The following is a 22,606-nucleotide window of genomic DNA, read 5'->3' on the forward strand; positions in this document are numbered from 1 at the left end:
ACCATGCAGTCCTTACTCGAACGCATCAAAGCCGGCACTCTGTGGGATTTTCACGGCGGCATTCACCCTCCCGAGAACAAAGACCAATCCAGTCTCACCCCGGTGGTGGACGCGGGTCTGCCGCCCCAGCTCATCATCCCGGTGCGCCAGCACGCGGGCCCGGCCGGCGACCTGCTGGTGCGGGTCGGCGACAAGGTCAAGAAGGGCCAGCCGCTCACTCGCCATGACAAGGGGCGTTTCGTGCCGGTGCACGCCTCCACCTCCGGCACCATCACCGCCATCGGTCACCATACTGTGGCCCACCCCTCCGGGCTCGACGATCTCTGCATCACCCTCACCCCGGATGGCGAAGATGCCTGGGGCGAACGTCAGGGCCGCAGCGACTACTGGAATCTGGAGCGGGGCGAGCTGCTCGAACGCATCCAGCAGGCCGGCATCGCGGGCCTTGGCGGCGCCGTGTTCCCGACCCACAGCAAGCTCGATGGCCGCGGTCAGCTGACCGAGATCCTGATCGTCAACGGGCTGGAGTGCGAACCCTACATCACCACCGATGACCGGCTGATGCAGGAGTACGCCGACGAGATCATGGACGGTATCCGGGTGCTCAAGCACCTGCTCAAGCCCAGGCTGACCCTGATCGGGGTGGAAGACAACAAGCCAGCCGCCATCGGTGAGCTGACCCGTCATACCACAGACGAAGACGTACTGGTCAAGACGGTGCCCACCAAGTATCCCTCGGGCGGCGCCAAGCAGACCATCGAGCTGCTCACCGGCCGCCAGGTTCCCAAGGGGGGCCGCGCTGTGGACATGGGCATCATGGTGCTCAACGTGGCCACCGTGTTTGCCATCAAGCGCGCCATCATCGACGGCGAGCCGCTCATCTCCCGCATCGTCACCCTCACCGGCGACGCCTTCAAGAAGCCGGGCAACGCCTGGGTGCTGCTGGGCACCCCGGTGCGCTGGTTGCTGCAGCGTTTCGAGCTGCAGCCCGAGGCGGATCAGCGGGTGATCATGGGCGGGCCCATGATGGGCTTTACCCTGCCCCATGCCATGGTGCCGGTGGTCAAGGCTACCAACTGCCTGCTCTCCCCCACCCGGGCCGAGCTGCCGCCGCCCGGTCCGGAGCAGGCCTGCATTCGCTGCAGCGCCTGTGCCGACGCCTGCCCGGCCAACCTGCTGCCGCAGGAGCTCTACTGGTACAGCCGGGCCAAGGAGTACGACAAGGCAGAGGGGCTCAACCTGTTCGACTGCATCGAATGTGGCGCCTGTGCCTGGGTCTGCCCGAGCGAAATCCCACTGGTGCAGTACTACAAGATTGCCAAGGATGACATTCGCGAGGCGCGTGCCGAGGCCGAGAAGGCCGAGCGCGCCAAGCAGCGCTTCGAGGCCAAGCAGGCCCGCTTCGAGCGGGAAAAAGCCGCCCGCGAAGCCCGTCATGCCGAGGCTGCCGCCCAGCGTCGCCAGGCCATGACGGCGGCCGGCGGAGAAGATCCGGTGGCCGCGGCATTGGCCCGCATCAAGGCCAAGCAGGACGCTGCGCCGGTCAGCACCAGCGAACTCGCACCGGACAACAGCGCCATGATTGCCGCCCGCGAGGCGCGCAAGCAGGAGGCCATCGCCCGCCGCGCCGCCAAGGCGGCCGCCAGCGAGTCCGACTCGGCTCAGGCCGATACGCCGGCAGCAGACGGGCAGGATGCCAAGAAAGCGGCGATTGCGGCGGCGCTGGCGCGTGCCAAGGCCAAAAAAGCGGCTCAGGAGCCAGGCGAAGCAGCGGCTGTGGATAGCCCTGCTGCTGCGTCTCAGTCTGACCCCGTTGCCGACACGGATCCCAAAAAGGCGGCCATCGCGGCAGCCATTGCCCGCGCCAAAGCCAAAAAAGCTGCCAGCACGCAAGGTGATGAAGCGGCTGCGGATAGCCCTGTAGGCGCGCCCCAGTCTGACACCGCCGCCGACACGGATCCCAAGAAGGCGGCTATCGCTGCTGCCATTGCCCGTGCCAAGGCCAAGAAGGCCACTCAGGCGCAAGGGGACGCAGCCGTGACCGAAGGTGAAGAGACCGCCGTGGCAGTCCCTGCAACAGCGCCGCAGCCTGACTCAGCCGCCGACGCGGATCCCAAGAAGGCGGCAATCGCAGCAGCCATTGCCCGCGCCAAGGCCAAGAAGGCCGCTCAGGCGCAAGGGAATGCAGCCGTGACCGAAGGTGAAGAGACCGCCGTGGCAGCCCCTGCCGCAGCGCCGCAGCCTGACTCTGCCGCCGAGGTCGACCCCAAGAAAGCGGCCATCGCTGCCGCCATCGCCCGCGCCAAGGCCAAGAAGGCCGCTCAGGCGCAAGGTGAGGAGGCCGTTGCCAAGCCCGCAGAGGCGCAAGACGAGGAGGCCACAGCCAAACCCGAGGTGACCACAGTGGCGGCACCGGCTGCCGATGCGTTGCAGCCAGCCTCCGATGCGGATCCCAAGAAAGCGGCCATTGCCGCCGCCGTGGCCCGTGCCAAGGCCCGGAAACTGGCGGCCGAGGCAGCAGCCCAAGCCTCTCTTTCTCCATCGACCGACAAGAGCCACTGATCCATGTTCAATATCGCGAGTGCGCCGTTTGCCCACAACCGCAAACAGACCCAAACCCTGATGTTGCTGGTGATCCTGGCCTGCCTGCCCGGTTTTCTGGCGCAGAGCTGGTTCTTTGGTTGGGGCACCCTGATCCAAATCCTGCTGGCGCTGGTCACGGCGCTGGGCTCGGAGGCGCTGGTACTGCGCTTGCGCGGACGCCCCGTCAAGCCGGCCCTGCTGGATGGCAGCGCGGCCCTGACCGCCGTGCTGATCGGTCTCTCCCTGCCGCCGCTGCTGCCCTGGTGGATGCTGGTGCTGGGCACGGCGTTTGCCATCATCATCGCCAAACACCTCTATGGCGGGTTGGGTCAAAACCTGTTCAACCCCGCCATGGTGGCCTATGTGCTGTTGCTGGTCTCCTTCCCGGTGCAGATGACCAGCTGGCTGCCGCCCTCCAGCATCGCCGCCTATGACATCGGCTTTGGCGATGCGGCCTCGGTGATCTTCACCGGCTTTAGCCTCGACGGTTACAGCATGGCGCAGCTCAAGCAGGGGGTGGATGGGCTGACCATGGCCACGCCGCTCGACACCCTGAAAACCGGGCTGACTCAGGGCCTCACCGCCGGCGAGGTGATGACCCACACCGTATTCGAAGGCTGGGGCGGCATCGGCTGGAGCTGGGTCAACCTCGGCTACCTGTTGGGCGGCCTGTTCCTGCTGCAGCAGAAGGTGATCAACTGGCGCATTCCGGGGGCCATCCTCGGTTCCTTGCTGCTGGCAGCCACCCTGGGTTATCTGATCACCCCGGATGCCACCGCCACCCCCATGTTCCACCTGTTCAGCGGCGCCACCATGCTGGGGGCCTTCTTCATCGCCACCGATCCGGTGAGTGCCAGCACCACCCCGCGCGGCCGCCTGGTCTATGGCGTGCTCATCGGCGTGCTGGTCTATGTCATCCGCCGCTTTGGTGGCTACCCGGATGCCTTCGCCTTTGCCGTGCTGCTGGCCAACCTGTGCGTACCGCTGATCGACAGCCTGACACGCCCGAAAGTCTACGGAGCCCGTCGCAAATGATCCTCGCGCACACCTCACCCTCAGGAATGATGCAATGTTAAAGAGCATGCGCAAAAACGGCGTCACTCTCGCCCTGTTTGCCCTCGCCTGCACCGCCGTGGTGGTGCTGACCAACGAGCTGACCCAGGGGCGGATCGCCCATCAGCAACAGCTGGAGAAGCTGCGCACCCTCTCCGCCCTGCTGCCGGAGGGAAGCTATGACAACGATCTGGTCGCCAGCTGCAAGCTGGTGCAGAGCAGACGCTATCTGGGCAGCGACCAAGCCATGCCGCTCTACACCGCGACCAAGCAGGGCGAAATCACCGGCTACGCGCTGGAAACCGTCGCCCCCGACGGCTACAGTGGGGCCATTCGCCTCATCGTGGGCACCGATGCCAAAGGCGCCGTCAGCGCGGTGCGGGTGTTGGCCCACAAGGAAACCCCCGGCCTTGGCGACAAGATCGAACTGAAGAAGTCGGACTGGATCAACAGCTTCGTCGGCAAGTTTCTCAGCCACGACAACGAGGCCAGCTGGGCCGTGAAGAAAGACGGCGGCAAGTTCGATGCCTTCACCGGCGCCACTATCACCCCCCGGGCCGTAGTCAAGGCGGTGAAGAACCTGTTGCTGCTGCAACAGGAGCACCCAGAGTTGCTGCGCGACGCCCCCGCCTGTGACGCCACCCCCTAACGCCGGAGCACAAGCTTATGGAACAAGTCGATGTGATTGACGGGCAGAGCCCGCTCAGCGAGAGCAATAGCCGCCGCGAAGAGCTCAAGGAGCTGATGCTGCAGGGGCTGTGGAAGAACAACCCCTCCCTGGTACAGGTGCTGGGCCTCTGCCCCACCCTGGCAGTCTCCTCCACCTTCACCAATGCGCTGGGGCTTGGCCTTGCCACCATGGCGGTGCTGGTCAGCTCCAACCTCGCCATCTCGCTGGTGCGCAACCTGGTGCCCAAGGATATCCGCATCCCGGTCTACGTGATGATCATCGCGGCGCTGGTGACCAGCGTGCAGTTGCTGATGAACGCCTACACCTACGGCCTCTATCAGGCGCTCGGCATCTTCATCGCCCTCATCGTCACCAACTGCGTCATCATCGGCCGGGCCGAGGCGTATGCCTCCAAGAACCCGCCGCTGCTGGCGGCCCTCGACGGCTTCATGATGGGGCTCGGCTTTACCCTGGTGCTGCTGATGCTGGGTGGACTGCGCGAAATCATCGGCATGGGCACCCTGTTCGACGGTGCCGACCTGCTACTGGGAGAGTGGGCCAAGTCACTGCGCATCGAGCTGTTCCACGCCGATGCCAGCCTGCTGCTGGCAATCCTGCCCCCTGGCGGCTTCATCGGTCTCGGCCTGATGATCGCCGGCAAGAACGCCATCAACGACTGGATGGGTCGCAAGCAGAGCGCCGAGAAGGCCCACTGCAGCGTGCCGGCCGCGGGTGCCCGCGCGACCCAGCTCTGAGCCAAGAGAGAGCCATGAACAATCAGAAACGTAGGCAGATACTGGAGCGACTGCGGGACGACAACCCCCACCCCACCACCGAGCTCAACTTCAAGACGCCCTTCGAGCTGCTGATCGCCGTGCTGCTGTCGGCCCAGGCCACCGATGTCAGCGTCAACAAGGCCACCGACAAGCTCTACCCGGTGGCCAACACCCCCCAGGCCATGCTGGAACTGGGGGTAGACGGGGTCAAGGAGTACATCAAGACCATCGGCCTGTTCAACACCAAGGCCGAGAACGTCATCAAGACCTGCGCCATCCTGCTGGAGCGCCACGGCGGTGAAGTGCCGGAGAACCGCGAAGCCCTCGAGGCCCTGCCCGGGGTCGGCCGCAAGACCGCCAACGTGGTGCTCAACACCGCCTTCGGCTGGCCCACCATCGCCGTCGATACCCATATCTTCCGGGTCTCCAACCGCACCGGCTTTGCGGTGGGCAAGAACGTCGATCAGGTGGAGGAGAAGCTGCTCAAGGTGGTTCCCGCCGAGTTCAAGCTGGACGTGCACCACTGGCTGATCCTGCACGGACGCTACACCTGTCTGGCTCGCAAACCGCGCTGCGGTTCCTGTATCATCGAGGACTTGTGCGAGTACAAGGAAAAGGTCTACCCGGAGGGCTGAACACGGCTGCCGGCTCGCATGCGGCGCAGCCATGGCGCAGCTCCTGGCGAGCACGGGCTTGAGCCAAGCGCCGGTATCCGCCCCCCGGGCGGCACCCATACCACAAAAACCACTACCCGGAGAATTGAGCAATGAGAATCCTGCATACCATGTTGCGCGTCGGCGATCTGCAACGCTCCATCGACTTCTATACCCGAGTGCTGGGGATGAAACTGCTGCGCAAGAGCGAGAACAGCGAATACAAGTACACCCTGGCCTTCGTCGGCTACGGTGACGAGAAAGATGAAGCGGTGATCGAACTCACCTACAACTGGGGTGTCAGCGAGTACGAGCTGGGCTCGGCCTACGGTCACATCGCGCTGGAAGCGGACGACATCTATGCCACCTGCGAGGCGCTGCGCGCCGCCGGCGCCAAGATCACCCGCGAGCCGGGCCCGGTCAAGGGCGGCACCACAGTAATTGCCTTCGTGGAAGATCCGGACGGTTACAAGATTGAGCTGATCGCCAAGAAGGATGCCGGCAGCGGCCTCGGCGACAGTTTCTGATCCAGACTGAGCCCCGAAAAACAAAAAAGAGCGCCAAGGCGCTCTTTTTTATGGATTCGTTTTCCTCAAATGGAGCCGTTGCGGCCCATGTTGATCACCACCCGCCGGTTCTTGGCGCGACCATCTTCGGTTTCGTTGGAGGCGACGTGCTGCTTCTCGCCGTGCCCCTCCACCGAGATCTTGCCGGGTTCGATGCCCAGATCCACAAACACCTTCTTGATGGCATCGGCCCGTTTCTCGGAGAGCTTCTGGTTCGGCCAGCGGCCGCCATAACTGTCGCTGTAGGCGTCGATTACCACCACGTCGATGCTCTTGTCCACCTTCACATACTCACCGATCATCGCCAGCCGCCGCTTGGAAGCCAGCGACAGCTCGTCACTGTTCTTGTCATAGGTGAGCACGCTGAAGGCAATGTCGTTGAAACTGTAGGGCAGCAGACCATTGAGGCAATCCACGAAGGCCTGATACTTGACCCGGAAGTTGACCGAGGAGAGCGAGACCCGCACCGGCCGATTCTGCCGATACCAGTCGCGGTACTGGAAAGTCGGCATACGCCCCCCTTCCAGCTCGTCCAGCATGGTCCAGGCGGTCTGCCCCTCCACCAGCCCGTCAAACTGCTGGTAGAAGCGCAGCTGGCTCACTTCCCGCCCGGCGATGCCGGGGCGCCAGACCGGCGGCATGATGCCCAGGCTGACCGTCTGGGTCTGGGCCTGCTGGCGCAGCCCCTTGAGCTCGAAATCCAGATTGATCTTGCGACCGGCGCGGCTGACGAATGCCCCCGTGCCCCAGTTGGGGATGGGGTGCTCGAGCCGGCACTCCACCTGGGTATCGGAGGTCAAACGCCAGACGGATTGATCCAGGCCGGCACCGAATTCGGTGACTCCCGCCTGTAACTGCATACTCACGGATATGCTGACCAACCCCAACATCCAAGCGTTCAACTGCCTGCCCTCCACACGATCTCAGGTTAGATATCGGCAGGGGCAGGACAAGCTTTAGGGCAAACCGATCAGTGGGTCGAGGCGGCGTCCATCAGTTTGAAGCGAGCGATGCGCCCCGCCAGCTCCCGCGCCAGCTGATCCAGCTCGGCGCTGTTTTGCTGCAGGGTTTCCGAGTGCTGGCGATGCGCCTCGTACACCTCGCGGATGGTCATCACGTTGTGCTGGATGTCGTCGGTGACATAGCGCTGCTCCTCGGTGGCGGTGGCCACCTGGGCGGTCATGTCACTCACCTTGCGCACCTCGTTGACGATGTCGGTCAGCTCGCTGCCCGCCCGCTTGGCCTCGGTCACGCTCAGCCCCGCCTGCTCGGTCCCCAGGTGCATGGCGGTGACCGCCTGATTGGCCCCCTGCCGCAGCCGCACCAGCATCCGCTCTATGTCGTCGGCGGCCTGCTGGGTGCGCGACGCCAGCGCCCGCACCTCTTCCGCCACCACCGCAAAACCGCGGCCGGATTCGCCGGCGCGGGCCGCCTCGATGGCGGCGTTGAGGGCCAGCAGGTTGGTGCGATCCGAGATCTGCTTGATGAGGTTGAGCGCCTCGCCCACCGATTCGGTGTCCTGATGCAGGCTGTCCACCAGCTGCTGGGTATCACTCAAGGTACCCGCGACCTGCTGGATAGCATCGATGGTCTGATCCACCTCCTTATCACCCTGCCGGGCCCGACCGATGGCCTGCTGGGTCGCCAGCGAGGTCTGGGTCGCGTTGCGTGCGATCTCGGCGACCGTCGAGGCCATCTCGGTGGCCGCCGTCGCCACCAGATCCACCTGGCCAAACCCCTTGGCCACCCCGGCGTTGACTTCCGCAATGACGTTGGCCGAGGCGGCGGCGCTGCGGGCCAGCACCTCGCAGGAGCGGCGCACCGCCAGCATCAGCCCCTCCAGATGTTCGAGGAAGTGGTTCAGATCCCGCGACAATGCCCCCAGTTCATCACCGGATCGCCAGTTGACCCGCACCGTCAGATCGTTCTCCTGCACCAGCCGCTTGAAGGTATGGTGCAGGGCCATGAAGCCCAGGTGCAGATCCCGCACCACCCACCAGCAGACAAAACTGGTGAGTAGCACGCACAGCAGAACCCCGGTGGCGGCCCACCAGAAGTCGCTGGCACTCTTCGCCCGCATCTGATCCACCCGCTCGGACAGCTGCTGATAGAGGCGGTCTTCACTCTCCTTGAGCAGGCTGATCTTGTCGGTGCTCAAGGCAAACCAGGCCTCGGCATCCACCCCGAAGCCGCCGCTGGCCGCCTTGTCCAGCGCCAGCTTCTCCATGGCGGCCACCTTGCTCACCACCGGCGAAGCCAGGCTGTCGGCCAGCAACTGGCGCTGGGAGGGGCTCGCCACCGCCTGGAAACGCTCGAGATAGGTATTCTGGGCCGCCAACAGGGAGATGAACTGCTGCAACAGCGCCGGCGTGAAGCTGTCACGGCCGAACACGTTGCTTAAGGTTGCCCGCTCCAGCCCCATCCGCTCCTTGCTCTGCAAGAAGGCGGCATAGGCATTGGTCTGCAGCGCTATGGTGGCATCCCGGCTATTGATGCTGATCTGATCCACCACCGCCAGCAACTGGGTGATCATCCGGGTATAGAAGCTGACCTGCTCCGCCACCTCGACCCCCAGCGCACTGACCCGCTCGCGCATGGCGGTGAGCCCGGCCAGCTCCTGCTGCACCTCTTTGAGTGCCAGCAGGGCGGGATCCTCACGAAAGCGCTGCAGCAGGGTATCGACCTGCTTGCGCTGCGCCGGCAGGGCATCGCGGAACTTGTTGCCGCCAGAACCCAGGAAGCCGGCCGACATGCCACGCTCCTTTTGCAGCTCGTGGGCCAGCTGCGCCGCTTCCCGCACCACCGCCAGTGCGGCCTGGGCCTGACTCATCTCCTGCTCGACCCGATAACGCTCATAGACGTATCGGCCGGAGAAGAACAGCAAGGCCAGCAGTGGCAGGCAGACCACCAGCAACATCTTGTGCGCCAATCCCAGCTTCTTCATCGTTGCTCCCCATTCCATTGTTGAAGTGGTCAATTATAAGCCCGCGTGTCGATAATAGAATCGGCCAGCGCGCCGATGGCGGCCGATGAGGGACAAAGGCCGGCTTTTTTGCCATAATGCCGCCTCATTTCACGCCGACCGAGATACCATGACCGACGCTGTTCACACCCTCAAGGGCCGTTTTCGTGGCTTTTACCCCGTCGTCATCGATGTTGAAACCGCCGGGTTCAATGCCAGAACCGACGCCTTGCTGGAAATCGCCGCCTATACCCTCAAGATGGACGAGCAGGGCTGGCTCGTGCCCGACCAGATCTTCCATTTTCATGTCGAGCCGTTTGAAGGGGCCAATCTGGAAAAAGCGGCGCTGGAGTTCACCGGCATCGACCCCTTCAATCCGCTGCGCGGCGCCGTCAGCGAGAAAGAGGCGCTGACCGAGATCTTCAAGGGCATCCGCAAGGGGATGAAGGAGCAGGATTGCGGCCGCGCCATCATAGTGGCTCACAACGCCACCTTCGATCACGGCTTCGTCATGGCCGCCGCCGAGCGGGCCGGCCTCAAGCGCAATCCGTTCCATCCGTTTGCCACCTTCGACACCGCCGCCCTCTCCGGCTTGGCGCTGGGCCAGACCGTGCTGGCCAAGGCGTGCCAGAGCGCGCGCATTCCGTTTGACAATAAAGAGGCGCACTCCGCCCTCTACGACACCGAGCGCACCACCGAGCTGTTCTGTCATATCGTCAACCGCTGGAAGAGCCTGGGTGGCTGGCCCCCGGCCCACCCGGACGATGTGGCCGACGACGCCAGCGAGTAACGACGCCCCCTTCCCAAGAGGCTGCCACGGCAGCCTCTTTTCTTGCGTCATCTGGTTTGACCAGAATGTCGAAAAAAGGCCCATCCAGCACCGTTTTTTACCTCTCCCGACTCATTACCTGGGTTGAACCGCCGGGAATCCTGTAGATAGGCCATTCACCTGATTTTTTACTCGACATTTGTCACATTTTTCGCAAACTAACTGCCTTTCACACGACAGACAGCAACACAAACTATAAGGAAAGCAAATGAATCCTGTTGTTATCGCGGTGGCGCTGATGCTGGTGCTCAGCCTGCTGCGGATCAATGTGGTGGTCTCTCTCGCCATCGGCGCCATCGTCGGCGGCCTGATCGGCGGTCTCTCCCTCGAGCAGACCCTCAGCACCTTCAGCGGTGGCCTGGGCGGCGGCGCCGAGATCGCCCTCTCCTACGCCATGCTGGGGGCCTTCGCAGTCGCCATCTCCCGCTCCGGCATCACGGATCTGCTGGCGCGCAAAGTGATCAGCCAACTCGGCAAGGATGCCAGCAGCTCCCGCATCCTCTGGGTCAAGACCCTGCTGCTCAGCTCGGTACTGGGGGTCTCCATCTCCTCCCAGAACCTGATCCCGGTCCATATCGCCTTCATTCCCATCCTGATCCCGCCGCTGTTGCACGTCATGGCCCAGATGCAGATCGACCGCCGTCAGGTGGCCTGCGTCATCACCTTTGGCCTGACCGCGACCTATATGCTGCTGCCGGTGGGCTTTGGCGGCATCTTCCTCAACAACATCCTGGCCAAGAACCTGATCGACAACGGCGTGCCGGTCGAACACAGTCAGCTGCCGCTGGCCATGGCTATTCCGGTGCTGGGCATGTTCGTCGGCCTGCTGATCGCCGTCTTCTTCAGCTACCGCAAGCCGCGCCAGTATGATCTGGAGAAGATCCTGGCCGCCGAGCCGGAAACGGTCGATCTCAACCTCAACCACATCTGGGTCGCCCTGCTGGCCATCGCCGTGGCGCTGGGGCTGCAGCTGATGACCAACAGCATCGTGCTGGGGGCGCTGGCCGGCTTCGTCATCTTCACCTGTGGCGGCGTCATCAAGTTCCGCGAGAGCCAGGATGCCTTCACCCAGGGGGTGCGCATGATGTCCCTCATCGGCTTCATCATGATCTCCGCCGCCGGCTTCGCCGCCGTGATGAAAGAGACCCACGGGGTGGAGAGCCTGGTACAGGCCGTCTCCGGCATGATGGCCGGCCACAAGGGGCTGGCCGCCTTCCTGATGCTGCTGGTGGGCCTGCTCATCACCATGGGGATAGGTTCCTCCTTCTCCACCGTGCCCATCATCGCCACCATCTATGTGCCGCTGTGCCTCCATCTCGGCTTCTCCCCCCTGGCGACCATCTCTCTGGTGGGCACCGCCGGCGCCCTGGGGGATGCGGGCTCCCCCGCCTCCGACTCGACCCTGGGCCCCACCTCGGGCCTCAACGCCGACGGCCAGCACGACCATATCTGGGACAGCGTGGTGCCCACCTTCATCCACTACAACATCCCGCTCATCATCTTCGGCTGGATTGCCGCCATGGTGCTCTAATCCCCCCAAGATGCATAAACATAAAAGGCGACCCCAGGGTCGCCTTTTTGTTGCCGTCACCGCGATGACATAGAGCCGGACAAACCAGCACGGGCGCCCCTCTCAGCCTGCTCTTGCTGCTGTATCCTTACCTTTTATGCTGGCGTCGCTCGTCCCAACCCTCCGCTACCCTGCGTTTACCCGTCTCTTCCCTGCCCCATCCCCACACTACCAGGACGATGTCAGGCAACCCATCGGCGATATCAACAGTGCGCCATGGACTGACCCCCTTTCACATCCCCCCAATGCGGTGCTGCGGCGTCGCCTGGGTGAACGACGGGCAACAAAAAGGCCGCTCGATGAGCGGCCTTTTTAGCTAGCAGTCAGGGTTTAGCTGTCGCGGCGCTTGCCACCGAATTTGCGACCCTTGTCGAAACCGCCTTCACGGCGATCCTTGTTGAAGGGACGGTCACCCTGCGGACGGCGATCCTTGTTGAAAGGACGGTCGCCACGGAACGGACGATCACCGCGGGGCGGACGGGGAGCAGTGTTGCTGCCGGCCGGCACTTCGGTATAGCGGCTGATCTGCAGCGGACGCTGGCAGACGCGGGCCTTCTTGATCACTTCCAGCACTTCGGCGCTCATGCCCTTGGGCAGATCGACGGTGGAGAAGTCATCGGCGATGTCGATGTTGCCAATGAAACGGCTCTCGATGTTCGCTTCGTTGGCGATGGCACCCACGATCTGGCCCGGCTTGACGCCGTGATGGGCACCCACGTCGACGCGGTAGCGCTCCATCTCCACGTCCGGGTTGTCTTTGAGCGGACGCGGCTCCAGGGACGGCATGCGACGAGCCGGGCGATCGCCACGGTCGGCGAAATCACGGCCACCACGGTCGTTGAAGTCACGACGCTCGAAACCACCGCGATCGTTGCCGGCGTTGAACACCGGATCCGGAATGGAGTCATCCAGCAGCAGCGGTTGGTCGCCCTGTACCAGTTTGGCTAGTGCGGCAGCCAGTTCCAGCGGATCGGCAGAGTCTTCTTCGATCAGCTCGTTCACCAGGTTCACGTAGATCTCGAGCTCTTCGCCCATCATGGTTTCGCGGATGCGCTCCTTGAACTTGGCCAGACGGTGCTGGTTGATGTCCTCGGTGCTCGGCATCTTCATCGGCTCGATGGCCTGACGGGTTGCGTGCTCGATGGCACGCAGCATGCGACGCTCGCGCGGTGCCACGAACAGGATGGCTTCACCCTTGCGACCGGCACGACCGGTACGGCCGATACGGTGAACGTAGGATTCGGTGTCGTAGGGGATGTCGTAGTTCACCACGTGGGTGATGCGCTCAACGTCCAGACCACGGGCGACCACGTCGGTGGCGATCAGGATGTCCAGCTGGCCTTGGCGCAGCTTGTCGACGGTACGCTCACGCAGCTTCTGCGGGATGTCACCGTGCAGCGCTTCACAGGCGTGACCACGGGCAGCCAGCTTGCCAGCCAGTTCTTCGGCGGCGTTCTTGGTGCGTACGAACACCAGCAGGGCTTCGTAGGGCTCGACTTCCAGCAGACGGGTCATGGCGTCCAGCTTGTGCAGACCGGTCACCTGCCAGTAACGCTGACGGATGGTGGTAGCGGTCGCAGTCTTGGAGGCGATCTTGATCTCTTTGGGCTGCTTCAGGTGCTTCTGGGCCACACGACGGATCTGCTCCGGCATGGTGGCGGAGAACAGGGCAACCTGACGACCGGCCGGGCACTGTTCCATGATCCAGTCCACGTCGTCGATGAAGCCCATGCGCAGCATCTCGTCCGCTTCGTCCAGCACCAGGGCTTTCAGGCCGGAGAGGTCCAGGTTCTTGCGACGGATCAGGTCCATCACACGGCCCGGGGTACCCACGACAACCTGAGCACCGCGGCGCAGGGCGCGGGTCTGGGTTTCGTAGGAGGCGCCGCCGTAGATGGGCAGCACGTGGAAATCAGGCATGTGGTGGGCATAGCGTTGGCACGCTTCAGCCACCTGCAGGGCCAGTTCACGCGTCGGTGCCAGCACCAGGATCTGGGTGTTGCGGTTACCAGCTTCCAGACGAGACAACAGAGGCAAGGCAAAAGCAGCGGTCTTCCCTGTACCGGTTTGCGCCTGCCCCAGCAGATCATGGCCCGCCATCAGGTGGGGAATTGCTGCGGCCTGGATGGGGGACGGGCGCTCATAGCCCACGTCCTGCAGCGCTTTCAGTACAGGCGCGGCCAGTCCAAGCTCACTAAAAAGGGGCAGTTGTTCGGTATCAGACATAGATTCTTCCAGATTAAGGCAGGCGGCTAACACCGCGGAATAGCAAAAAGGCGGCGATTATAGCGCCACTTTGTTCTGCTGTCTTGAAAAATGTGATAAGCCTCTCAAGACGTTGGCAATTATAGAGGGATCTTGCGACTATGGCTTGCTTATTTTTCACTCATGGTGCGTTATTGCAGATCACGCTTCGCCAGAGTCCTTGTCCCGCTTGTGTTTGAGCACCGCCATGGTCAACCGGCTGGTGCACAATAAACGACCACGTTCATCGCGAATTTCTATCTGCCACACCTGAGTCGTCGCCCCCAGATGCAATGGCGTGCAGCGCCCCGTCACCACCCCTTCCCGCTTGGCTCTCAGGTGGTTGGCATTGACCTCCAGCCCCACGCAGTAACTGTCGGGTCCGACCGCCATGTTGGCCGCGAGCGATCCCAGCGTCTCCGCCAGCACCACAGATGCGCCGCCGTGCAACATGCCAAGCGGCTGATGGGTGCGGTGATCCACCGGCATGGTGGCCTCCAGCCAGTCGGGACCAAAGGCGCTGTAGACGATGTCGAGGTGGGCCATCAGAGTATTGCGGGAGCTGGCGTTGAGCCCTTCAAGGCTCATGGGCTTGCGCCAGATGGGGCTGCTTTCTTGACTCATGGTGAGCGGACTCCTTGCGTGATCAACGGGTTATCGCTGCGCCGTAGCGGCAAACCAGCAGTGTCGGCGAAAAAAGAGCAAAAAAAAAGATGCCCACGCACGGGCATCTTGCATCGAGGTTGACCCTCACCAGGGATAGGTCACCCCTGGCCACTCGGCCCAGGGCTGGTCCCGCCCCGGCAGGCGTGGCTCGGGCCACTGCCATACCTTGCCGAGCCAGGCGCGCAATTCGGCCTCCAGTTCGGCATCGGTGAGCGGCGCCTCGGTCACCTTCCAGAAGAACAGCTCTACCGCTACCTCCGGCAGCACCGAGGGGTAGAGGTAAATCCCGCCCCAGAACTCGGGCTCCCGTGCCGGGCTCCAGAGGCCATAGGCAAAGGAGCGTTTGGCCAGAAACTCGGAGTGCTGCCACTCCAGATCGGCCTCGTGCTGGCTCAGGCTGAAATTGGCGGAGGGCCACACGTCGTCCGGGCGAAACAGCTGATGAAGCTGCTCGCGCTCGCGCAGCATGGCGACGAACTCCACCACTGCCTGGGTCGGGTTGACCGGCAGCAGCAGGAAGTGCGGGTGCCGATAGGCTTGTGGCACCCGAAACCGCTTGGGCAGGGTCAGCATCAGAGCAGTTCCAGCAGGGCCTGCAGCGGGTGTTTGAGCTTCTCCCCCTCCATCCGCTTGACTTGGCTGCGGCACGAATATCCGGTGGCCAGACAACGGGCTTGCGGCAGGCGAGCCAGGGGCTCGGCCCAGCTCAGGCCATAGATCCCCTTGGAGTTCTCCACCTGTTTGGCATCGTGGCCATAGGTACCGGCCATGCCGCAGCAGCCCACCGACACCGGTTGCAGCGTGGCACCGAAGCGGCGGAACAGGGCACTCCAGTCACCGTGGGTCGATGGCTTGGCGGTCTTCTCGGTACAGTGGGCGAACAGATACCAGGGCTCGACGCCGGCATCCGCTTCTCGCACCGGCAACGCCTCGGCCGGCAAGGAGAGCAGCCACTCCTGGGGCAGCAGCACCTGGAAGTCGCCACGGGCAGGACCGAGCGCCTTCACGTATTCGTCCCGATAGCAGAGCACCAGAGAGGGATCGACCCCCACCATGGGGATGCCGAGCGCCGCCACCTTGTTGAGGAACTGGGCGCTGCTGGCGGCGGTACGGGCAAAGGCGCGCAGGAAACCTTTCACGTGCTGGGGCTTGCCGTTGGGCTTGAACGGCAGCAGATAGGGCTGCAGGCCGAGCTTGCTGGCGAGCTTCACCAGATCACGCACCACGGGGGCGTCGTAATAGCTGGTGAAGGGATCCTGCACGATGAGCACCACTTTTCGACGCTGCTCGGGGCTCATGGCCTCCAGGCCCGGCAGATCGAAGTAGCGGGCGCGATGGTCGCGCAGCTCCTCGGCCAGGGTCGGCACGCTCAATAACGGCACGTCCACCATGCCGATGCTCTTCTCGGTCGCCTTCTGGGCCCACTCTTTCTCGAGGAAGAAGTTGACCAGTTTCGGCGCCTTGGCCAGCAGGGGGGCGTAAGCTTCCACCGTGCCGACGAAGTAATCCTTGGGGCCGCGCAGGTAGCGGCTGTGATAGAGCTGCATGAAGCGGGCGCGGAAGGTGGGCACATCCACCTTGATGGGGCACTGGCTGGTGCAGGCTTTGCAGGCCAGACACCCCTCCATCGCCTCCATCACCTCGTGGGAGAAGTCATACTCGCCGCGGGCGCGGGCCACCGTGTTGCGAAACTTGTCGACAATCTGCTTGAAGCGCAGACCGCCGCTTTGCAGCGCCACCTCCTCACTCAGCGGATCGAAGCCCTGCTCTGCCAGCTGGCGCAGCCATTCGCGCATCAGGCCGGCCCGCCCCTTGGGAGAGTGACGGCGGTCGCGGCTGATCTTGACCGAGGGGCACATGGGGGAGTCGGTCTCGAAGGTGAAACAGAGGCCGTTGCCGTTGCAATCGAGGGCACGGGTATAGCTGGTGCGCACCGCCAGCGGGATCTGGCGGTCGAACATGCCGCGCTTGGGCCCGTCCACCGACACCAGCTCGGCGCCGCTGCCATAAGGCATGCAGATCTTGCCCGGGTTGATGCGGTTGGCGGGGTCAAACGCCCCCTTGACCCGTTGCAGCTCCTCCCACAGCTCGCCGAAGAAGGCGGGGCTGTATTCGGAGCGAAAGCCCTTGCCGTGCTCGCCCCACATCAGGCCGCCGTATTTGGCGGTGAGTGCCACCACCTGATCGGAGATGCGCCGCAGCAGCACCTCCTGCTCGGGATCGCACAAGTCCAGCGCCGGGCGCACGTGCAGCACCCCGGCATCGACGTGGCCGAACATGCCGTAGTCAAGGCCGTGGGCATCGAGCAGGGCTCGAAACTCCATGATGAAGTCCGCCAACGACTCCGGCGGCACGGCAGTGTCTTCGGTGAAGGCCACCGGCTTCTTGCGCCCTTCGGCATTGCCGAGCAGCCCCACCGACTTCTTGCGCATGGCGTAGATGGTCTCGATGCTGGCCAGGTGGTTGCACACCTGATAGCCGATGATCCCCGCCTCCCCCTTGGCCAGCAGGGCGTCGATGCGCCGGCACAGCTCGGCCACCTTGGCCTTGTGCTCATTCTCGTCAGTGTCGGCAAACTCGACGATGTTGAGCCCCTGCAGATCCTTGCCCGGCACCTCCTGAATGAACTCTTTGACCGAGTGCCAGATGATGTCGGCGCGGGCCAGTCCCAGCACCCGGGAGTCCACCGTCTCCACCGACAGCGCCTGGGCCTCGACCATAAAGGGGGCATTGCGCAGGGCCGACGGGAAGCTGTCGTACTTGACGTTGACGAGCGTGCGGTAACGCGGGATGGGGGTGATGTTGAGCCTGGCTTCGGTGATAAAGCCCAAGGAGCCTTCCGAGCCGCACAGCACCCGGCTGACGTCCAGAGTGTCGGTATCGGGCTGATAGAGGTGCTTGAGATCGTAACCGGTCAGAAAGCGGTTAAGCTTGGGGAAGGTGGCTTTGATGTCGGCGCGGCGCTCCTTGCCGATGCGATAGAGGGTGCGATAGATCTCCCCTTCACGGCTCTCCAGCGCCAACTTGTCAGCCAGACGCGGGCCGGTCACCGGCTCGGTGGCCATGAGATCGCCGTTTTCCAGCACGGCCTTGAGGCCCAGCACGTGATCCGAGGTCTTGCCGTACACCAGCGACCCCTGGCCGGAGGCGTCGGTGTTGACCATGCCGCCCAGGGTAGCGCGGTTGGAGGTGGAGAGATCCGGCGAGAAGAAGTAGCCGTGGGGCTTCAAATAGGCGTTGAGCTGGTCTTTGACCACCCCGGCCTGGGCCCGCACCCAGCCCTCTTCCAGATTAATTTCCATGATCTGGTTCATATGGCGCGAGAGATCGACGATAATGCCGCCGCCCAAGGATTGACCATTGGTGCCGGTACCGCCGCCGCGAGGGAAGAAACTCAAGGTTGCGTACTCGGGCCCCTGGGCCAGCTTGAGCATCACCGCAATATCGTCCGCACTGCGCGGATAGAGAACCGCCTGAGGTACTACCTGATAGACGCTGTTATCCGTCGCCATCGCCAACCGGCTTGCATAAGACTTTTCGATATCACCACGAAATGCTGATCGCGCCAGCAACTCAAGAAACTGCAGGGTTGTAGGTGACAAACTGTCCTGGTAATCGAGTCTCGGGATCATGAATCCTTGTTCCCTTCCTTTGCTTGATGCCGGAACTCCGGCGACAACGACCGTTCGGGCCAGCCTCTTCGCGGGCCCCCGAACCAGTCCGCTCACATGTGAGCGGGCAGTATATCAGCTAGAAAACCGCTTGCGCGCGCAATCTTCACCATTTGAAAGGAGGACTTTTATGGCTCATTACAGCCATGTTATCAGTACGCTTATTCGCACCGAAAAACAGGCGCTGACCTTGTCGCTGTTTGGTTGCATCACCTTTGCCATTTTCGGGATCGGCTATGGCCTGTTCGTCGGTTCCAACGCCATCATGCTGGACGGCATCTTCACCCTGTTCAGCATGGGCATGACGGGCCTGGGGCTCATCACCGCCTACCTGGTTACCCGTCCCTCCGACGCCCGTTTTCAATACGGCTACGCCCACTTCGAACCCATCGCCAACGTCATCAACGGCACCATCATTCTGCTGCTCTGCCTGGCGGCACTCTACAACGGCCTCACCACCCTGCTGGCGGGCGGACGGGAGATCGATCTCGGCCACGCCCTCATCTATGCCGTCGTATCCACCTTCTTCTGCGGCATCATCTACCGGGTCGAGGCCGACGTGGCCGAGCGGGTCAACTCCGAGCTGGTACGGGTGGACTCCAAGGAGTGGCTGGTCGACACCCTGCTCAGCACCACCCTGCTCATCGGCTTCGTGGTCGCCATCGGCCTCGATGCCATCGGCTACGGCCACTACAACCGCTACATAGACCCGGTACTGGTTTCGCTGCTGGCCCTGTGCGCCACTCTCATCCCCATCAAGGTGCTCGGTCGCAACCTGCGGGAAGTGCTGAAGATCGCCCCCAAGGGGGATGTCTCCCGGCTGGTGGCCAGCGAAGTCGAAGCCCTGCGCCTGCGCCATGGCTTTGAGTGCTACAGCCATCTGGCGAAAAGCGGCCGCCGCTTCGATCTCGAACTCAACATTCTGGTGGCCCCCGGTCAGGAGTGGCCCGTCGAGCGCCAGGATGCCCTGCGCCAGGAGCTCTGGTCCCGCCTCGGCGATACCCTGGGGGACGCCTGGCTGTCGGTCTGCTTCACCCGCGAGAAACGCTGGCTGTAAGCCACACGGCGGGGCTTGCCTGGCAAGCTCCGTCCGCGCCTGTCGCCCCAGAGGGCGAGCGCGCCTTTCTCGGAGCTCCCCCCTCTTGCCAAATACGGGATTCCCGTTATCATCAGGGCTCACTTTTAACCCGAGGTTTTATTGCCCATCATGGACAATCCCCGAAGTTGCCCTTCGTTTCTTCCCGTCAAAGCCTATCTTTATCTGCTCAATCAGCGCCTCTGAATAACGCCATTGCCTTGCTGTCACTGCGGCCATCGTACGCAGTGCTTACCCTTTGCTCTGTCTGTTTTTATTGAGGTCACTACATGGAATTGCTGCTGGATCCCCACATCTGGATCGGTCTGTTTACTCTGATCGTCCTGGAAATCGTGCTCGGGATCGACAACCTGGTCTTCATCGCCATCCTGGTGAAAAAGCTGCCCCCCGCCCAGCGGGACAAGGCCCGCGTCATCGGCCTGTCACTGGCCCTGCTGATGCGCCTGGGGCTCCTGAGCGTGATGTCCTGGCTGGTCACCCTGACCACCCCCATTTTGCACCTGTGGGATCACCCCTTCTCCGGTCGGGACCTGATCCTGATGGGGGGCGGTCTGTTCCTGCTGTTCAAGGCCACCTCAGAGCTGCATGAGCGGCTGGAAGCCAAGCCGCCCGAAGACGGGCCGGTCGGCGTCTACGCCAGCTTCGGCGTGGTGATCACCCAGATCCTGGTGCTGGATGCCATCTTCTCGCTGGACTCCATCATCACCGCCGTCGGCATGGTGGAACACCTCGGCGTCATGATGGCGGCCGTCACCATCGCCATGCTGGTGATGGTGCTCGCCTCCAAGCCGCTGACCCGCTTCGTCAACGCCCACCCCACCGTCGTGGTACTCTGTCTGAGCTTCCTGCTGATGATCGGTTTTAGCCTGGTGGCGGAAGGGTTTGGCTTCCATATTCCGAAGGGTTACCTCTACGCAGCCATCGGCTTCTCGGTGCTGATCGAATTCTTCAACCAGCTCTCCCAGCGCAGTGCCGAGCGCCACGAAGCCAAGCAGCCCCTGCGCGAGCGCACCACTGCCGCCATCTTCAAACTGATGGGCAGCAAGGCGTATCAGGACCGACCGGACGACGATCTGGACGCCCCCGCCGCCGAGCCGGTGAGCTTTGGCGAGGAGGAGCGCTACATGGTGACCGGGGTGCTGTCGCTGGCCGAACGCTCCATCCGCACCATCATGACCCCGCGCTCCGAGATGGCCTGGATCGACGTCAACGACTCCAACGACGAGATCCGCGCCCTGCTGCAGCAGGAGCCCCACAGCCTGTTCCCGGTCTGTGACGGCGATCTGGACGAGGTGATCGGGGTGGTCAAGGCGCGCGACCTGCTGTTTGCCCTCAACGAAGGGCAATCCTTGAGCGAGCTGGCCAAGCAGAACGACCCCATCATAGTGCCGCAGACCATCAACGTGATTAAGCTGCTGGCAGAGCTGCGCCAGGCCAAGGGCAGCCTCATCCTGGTGGCCGACGAGTTCGGCGTGATCCAGGGGCTGGTGACCACCCACGACCTGCTGGAGGCCATCGTCGGCGAGCTGCCCGATGAAGATGAAACGCCGGACATCGTCCGCGATGGGGAAGGCTGGCTCATCAACGGCAGCACCAACATCCACCATGTGGAGCAGGTGCTGGAACACGAAGGGCTGGTGAGCGAGAGCGACGAGTACGTGACCCTGGCCGGCATGCTGCTCTCCCACTTCGGCACCCTGCCCGCCCCGGGCCAGCGGCTGCAACTGCAGCAGCTCGGCTTCGAGGTGGTCGAGGTGAGCGAGCGGCGCATCGAGCGGGTGCGCGTCATGCCGCTGGAGGCCTGACGCCATTGCGTGAACCATGTCTAGTCCTGAAATAGGTTTACACATTTTCAGTTAACTTCTGACACCCAGAACCCCCGATGTACTACATCGGGGGTTCTGTATTTCAAGGCCTGGTGTGGCCGCTCCAGATTGTAGATATCCACCGCTTCACGCACCATCTCCCGTGCTTGCGCCAGGTTCTGCGGGCTTTGCAACAGCAGTTCTCCTTTCAAAATCCCGTTCACCCGCTCTGCCAGCGCATTCTGGTAACAGTCATAACCATCTGTCATCGAGCACCGTACTCCGTGCCGTTCATGCAGCGCTTGATACAACCCCGAACAATACTGCACGCCGCGGTCCGAGTGATGAACAAGTTCCCCGTCACCACGCCGTTGCTTCAGTGCGTTCTTGAACGCCATCGCCACCGACTCGGCATGCATTCCTTCGTGTACATGATGGCCCACTATCTTGCGTGAGTAGACATCCGTCACCACGCTCAGGTAGAGCGGCCCGCTCTTGGCTGGCAGGTAGGTGATATCGGCGACCCAAACCTGCTCTGGCGCCACCGCAGTGATTTGCACCGGGCTGGGTTTGAGCAAGTTGGGATGGCGATAGAAGCGGTGAAAACTGTGGGTGGTCTTGTGATATGCCCGCCTGGGCTGTACCAGCAGGCGGTGCTCGACCAATATCCGAAACAGCCTGTCCCGCCCGACCTTCAGCCCGGCATCGTCCTGACCTTGCAGCAGATAATGTAGCTTGCGGGTACCCACCCGTGGTTGTCGCAGCCGAACTTTGCGTACGAAACGCACCACCTGCAGCTCCTGCGCATGGCGCAGGTCGGCGACCCGATTGCGCTTGTAGTAAGCCTGACGGCTTATTCCCAGAAACCGACAAGCACTGACGATGGTCAGCCCGTCGACTTGCCGCCGCGAGAGGACTTGCCGGGTCGCTTTTTTACGATGGAGACGCCGTAGTCATTCTTCAGCACATCGACCACAGCCTCAAAGAACTGGGCCTTCTGGCTCATTATCGCCAGCTGCTGCTCGAGCTCCTTGATACGCTGTTCAGGCGTCTGGTTGTCGGGGTCAGGCATGGTGATACTCCTGCCGGCTCGCACAGAAGCCCCTTGGCTCCAATCCTGCCGTCCATGTTTACGCAACCATACCAGAATGGTCGAATTGCCCTGAATGCCATAGCGGGATTGTGCCTGGTGGCAGGTGAGTTCACCTTTTTCAATCTGCTCCACCACGGCCAGTTTAAAAGTCAGCGAGTAATCGCGTTGTGTCCGTTTCACACCTTGTCCCATTGGGAGCTCCATCTATTCGGGGGAAGAAGGTGTAAACCATATTCAGGACGGGACACCATGCTGAAAAAGGGGGCCTTGCGGGCCCCCTTTTTATTCAGGCGCCTCCCCCTGCCCCTCCCTCTTTTCACCATTGCTGCCATCAGCGCAATTCTTTTCTGCAATTACCCCTCTTTTTCG

At 62.8% G+C, this 22,606-nt stretch carries 17 protein-coding genes; 10 read left to right on the top strand and 7 right to left on the bottom strand.

Going from position 1 to position 22,606, the window contains the following annotated elements; translation table 11 throughout:
- Positions 1 to 3: 3 nt before the first annotated feature.
- The 6 genes from rsxC to gloA all read left to right on the top strand — a co-directional run bounded on the left by rsxC (position 4) and on the right by gloA (position 6,262).
- A complete protein-coding gene (gene rsxC, locus R2E40_RS13505) occupies positions 4 to 2,562 on the top strand; it encodes an electron transport complex subunit RsxC (protein WP_318163600.1) in 2,559 nt (852 codons plus the stop codon).
- 3 nt (positions 2,563 to 2,565) lie between these two features.
- Entirely contained in the window at positions 2,566 to 3,618 is a 1,053-nt protein-coding gene (gene rsxD, locus R2E40_RS13510; RefSeq protein WP_024944882.1) for an electron transport complex subunit RsxD, read from the top strand.
- 34 nt (positions 3,619 to 3,652) lie between these two features.
- Positions 3,653 to 4,285 (top strand): electron transport complex subunit RsxG, encoded by a 633-nt coding sequence (rsxG, locus tag R2E40_RS13515; protein ID WP_318163601.1) that lies wholly within the window; start codon positions 3,653 to 3,655, stop codon positions 4,283 to 4,285.
- Positions 4,286 to 4,302: 17 nt separating this feature from the next.
- Positions 4,303 to 5,061 (top strand): electron transport complex subunit E, encoded by a 759-nt coding sequence (locus R2E40_RS13520; RefSeq protein WP_318163602.1) that lies wholly within the window; start codon positions 4,303 to 4,305, stop codon positions 5,059 to 5,061.
- 14 nt (positions 5,062 to 5,075) lie between these two features.
- A complete protein-coding gene (gene nth / locus R2E40_RS13525) occupies positions 5,076 to 5,717 on the top strand; it encodes an endonuclease III (protein ID WP_318163603.1) in 642 nt (213 codons plus the stop codon).
- A 131-nt stretch (positions 5,718 to 5,848) separates the two neighbouring features.
- Positions 5,849 to 6,262: a lactoylglutathione lyase gene (gene gloA, locus R2E40_RS13530; protein WP_011706456.1), complete on the top strand. Its 414-nt coding sequence runs from the start codon at positions 5,849 to 5,851 to the stop codon at positions 6,260 to 6,262.
- A 65-nt stretch (positions 6,263 to 6,327) separates the two neighbouring features.
- On the opposite strand, the gene R2E40_RS13535 is transcribed toward gloA, so the two are convergent.
- Both R2E40_RS13535 and R2E40_RS13540 read right to left on the bottom strand, forming a co-directional pair.
- Entirely contained in the window at positions 6,328 to 7,203 is an 876-nt protein-coding gene (locus R2E40_RS13535) for a flagellar protein MotY (protein ID WP_318163604.1), read from the bottom strand.
- A gap of 68 nt (positions 7,204 to 7,271) precedes the next feature.
- Positions 7,272 to 9,245 (bottom strand): methyl-accepting chemotaxis protein, encoded by a 1,974-nt coding sequence (locus tag R2E40_RS13540; protein WP_318163605.1) that lies wholly within the window; start codon positions 9,243 to 9,245, stop codon positions 7,272 to 7,274.
- 148 nt (positions 9,246 to 9,393) lie between these two features.
- On the opposite strand from R2E40_RS13540, the gene rnt reads away from it, so the two are divergent.
- Together rnt and R2E40_RS13550 are read left to right on the top strand one after the other, a co-directional pair.
- Positions 9,394 to 10,053, top strand: a complete 660-nt coding sequence (rnt, locus tag R2E40_RS13545; RefSeq protein ID WP_275201692.1) for a ribonuclease T — start codon at positions 9,394 to 9,396, stop codon at positions 10,051 to 10,053.
- 247 nt (positions 10,054 to 10,300) lie between these two features.
- Entirely contained in the window at positions 10,301 to 11,623 is a 1,323-nt protein-coding gene (locus R2E40_RS13550) for a Na+/H+ antiporter family protein (RefSeq protein ID WP_065477001.1), read from the top strand.
- Positions 11,624 to 11,992: 369 nt separating this feature from the next.
- Here the strand turns inward: R2E40_RS13550 and R2E40_RS13555 are convergent, their stop codons facing one another.
- The 4 genes from R2E40_RS13555 to R2E40_RS13570 form a co-directional block, all read right to left on the bottom strand.
- The gene (locus R2E40_RS13555; RefSeq protein ID WP_016351112.1) at positions 11,993 to 13,888 is read right to left on the bottom strand and encodes a DEAD/DEAH box helicase; all 1,896 of its coding nucleotides are present in this window, start codon (positions 13,886 to 13,888) and stop codon (positions 11,993 to 11,995) included.
- A gap of 180 nt (positions 13,889 to 14,068) precedes the next feature.
- Positions 14,069 to 14,530 carry a hotdog fold thioesterase gene (locus R2E40_RS13560; protein ID WP_029300255.1) on the bottom strand — a complete coding sequence of 154 codons (462 nt, stop codon included), beginning with the start codon at positions 14,528 to 14,530 and terminating at the stop codon, positions 14,069 to 14,071.
- Positions 14,531 to 14,656: 126 nt separating this feature from the next.
- Positions 14,657 to 15,145 (bottom strand): hypothetical protein, encoded by a 489-nt coding sequence (locus R2E40_RS13565; RefSeq protein ID WP_318163606.1) that lies wholly within the window; start codon positions 15,143 to 15,145, stop codon positions 14,657 to 14,659.
- A complete protein-coding gene (locus R2E40_RS13570; RefSeq protein WP_318163607.1) occupies positions 15,145 to 18,204 on the bottom strand; it encodes an FAD-binding and (Fe-S)-binding domain-containing protein in 3,060 nt (1,019 codons plus the stop codon). The genes R2E40_RS13565 and R2E40_RS13570 overlap by 1 nt, the downstream gene beginning before the upstream one ends.
- A gap of 169 nt (positions 18,205 to 18,373) precedes the next feature.
- Between R2E40_RS13570 and R2E40_RS13575 the strand changes: the two genes are divergently transcribed.
- Both R2E40_RS13575 and R2E40_RS13580 read left to right on the top strand, forming a co-directional pair.
- Positions 18,374 to 19,300, top strand: a complete 927-nt coding sequence (locus R2E40_RS13575; RefSeq protein WP_201355789.1) for a cation diffusion facilitator family transporter — start codon at positions 18,374 to 18,376, stop codon at positions 19,298 to 19,300.
- A gap of 308 nt (positions 19,301 to 19,608) precedes the next feature.
- On the top strand, positions 19,609 to 21,144 hold the full coding sequence (locus R2E40_RS13580) for a TerC family protein (protein WP_045527137.1): 1,536 nt from the start codon (positions 19,609 to 19,611) through the stop codon (positions 21,142 to 21,144).
- 47 nt (positions 21,145 to 21,191) lie between these two features.
- Here the strand turns inward: R2E40_RS13580 and R2E40_RS13585 are convergent.
- A protein-coding gene (locus tag R2E40_RS13585; RefSeq protein WP_318163608.1) for an IS3 family transposase occupies positions 21,192 to 22,429 on the bottom strand; the annotation gives its coding sequence in 2 pieces (ribosomal slippage) (positions 21,192 to 22,081 and positions 22,081 to 22,429; 1,239 coding nt in all).
- Between the last annotated feature and the right edge of the window lie 177 nt (positions 22,430 to 22,606).

Source organism: Aeromonas sp. CD (genome assembly GCF_033349375.1).
Classification (GTDB): Bacteria; Pseudomonadota; Gammaproteobacteria; order Enterobacterales; family Aeromonadaceae; genus Aeromonas; species Aeromonas hydrophila.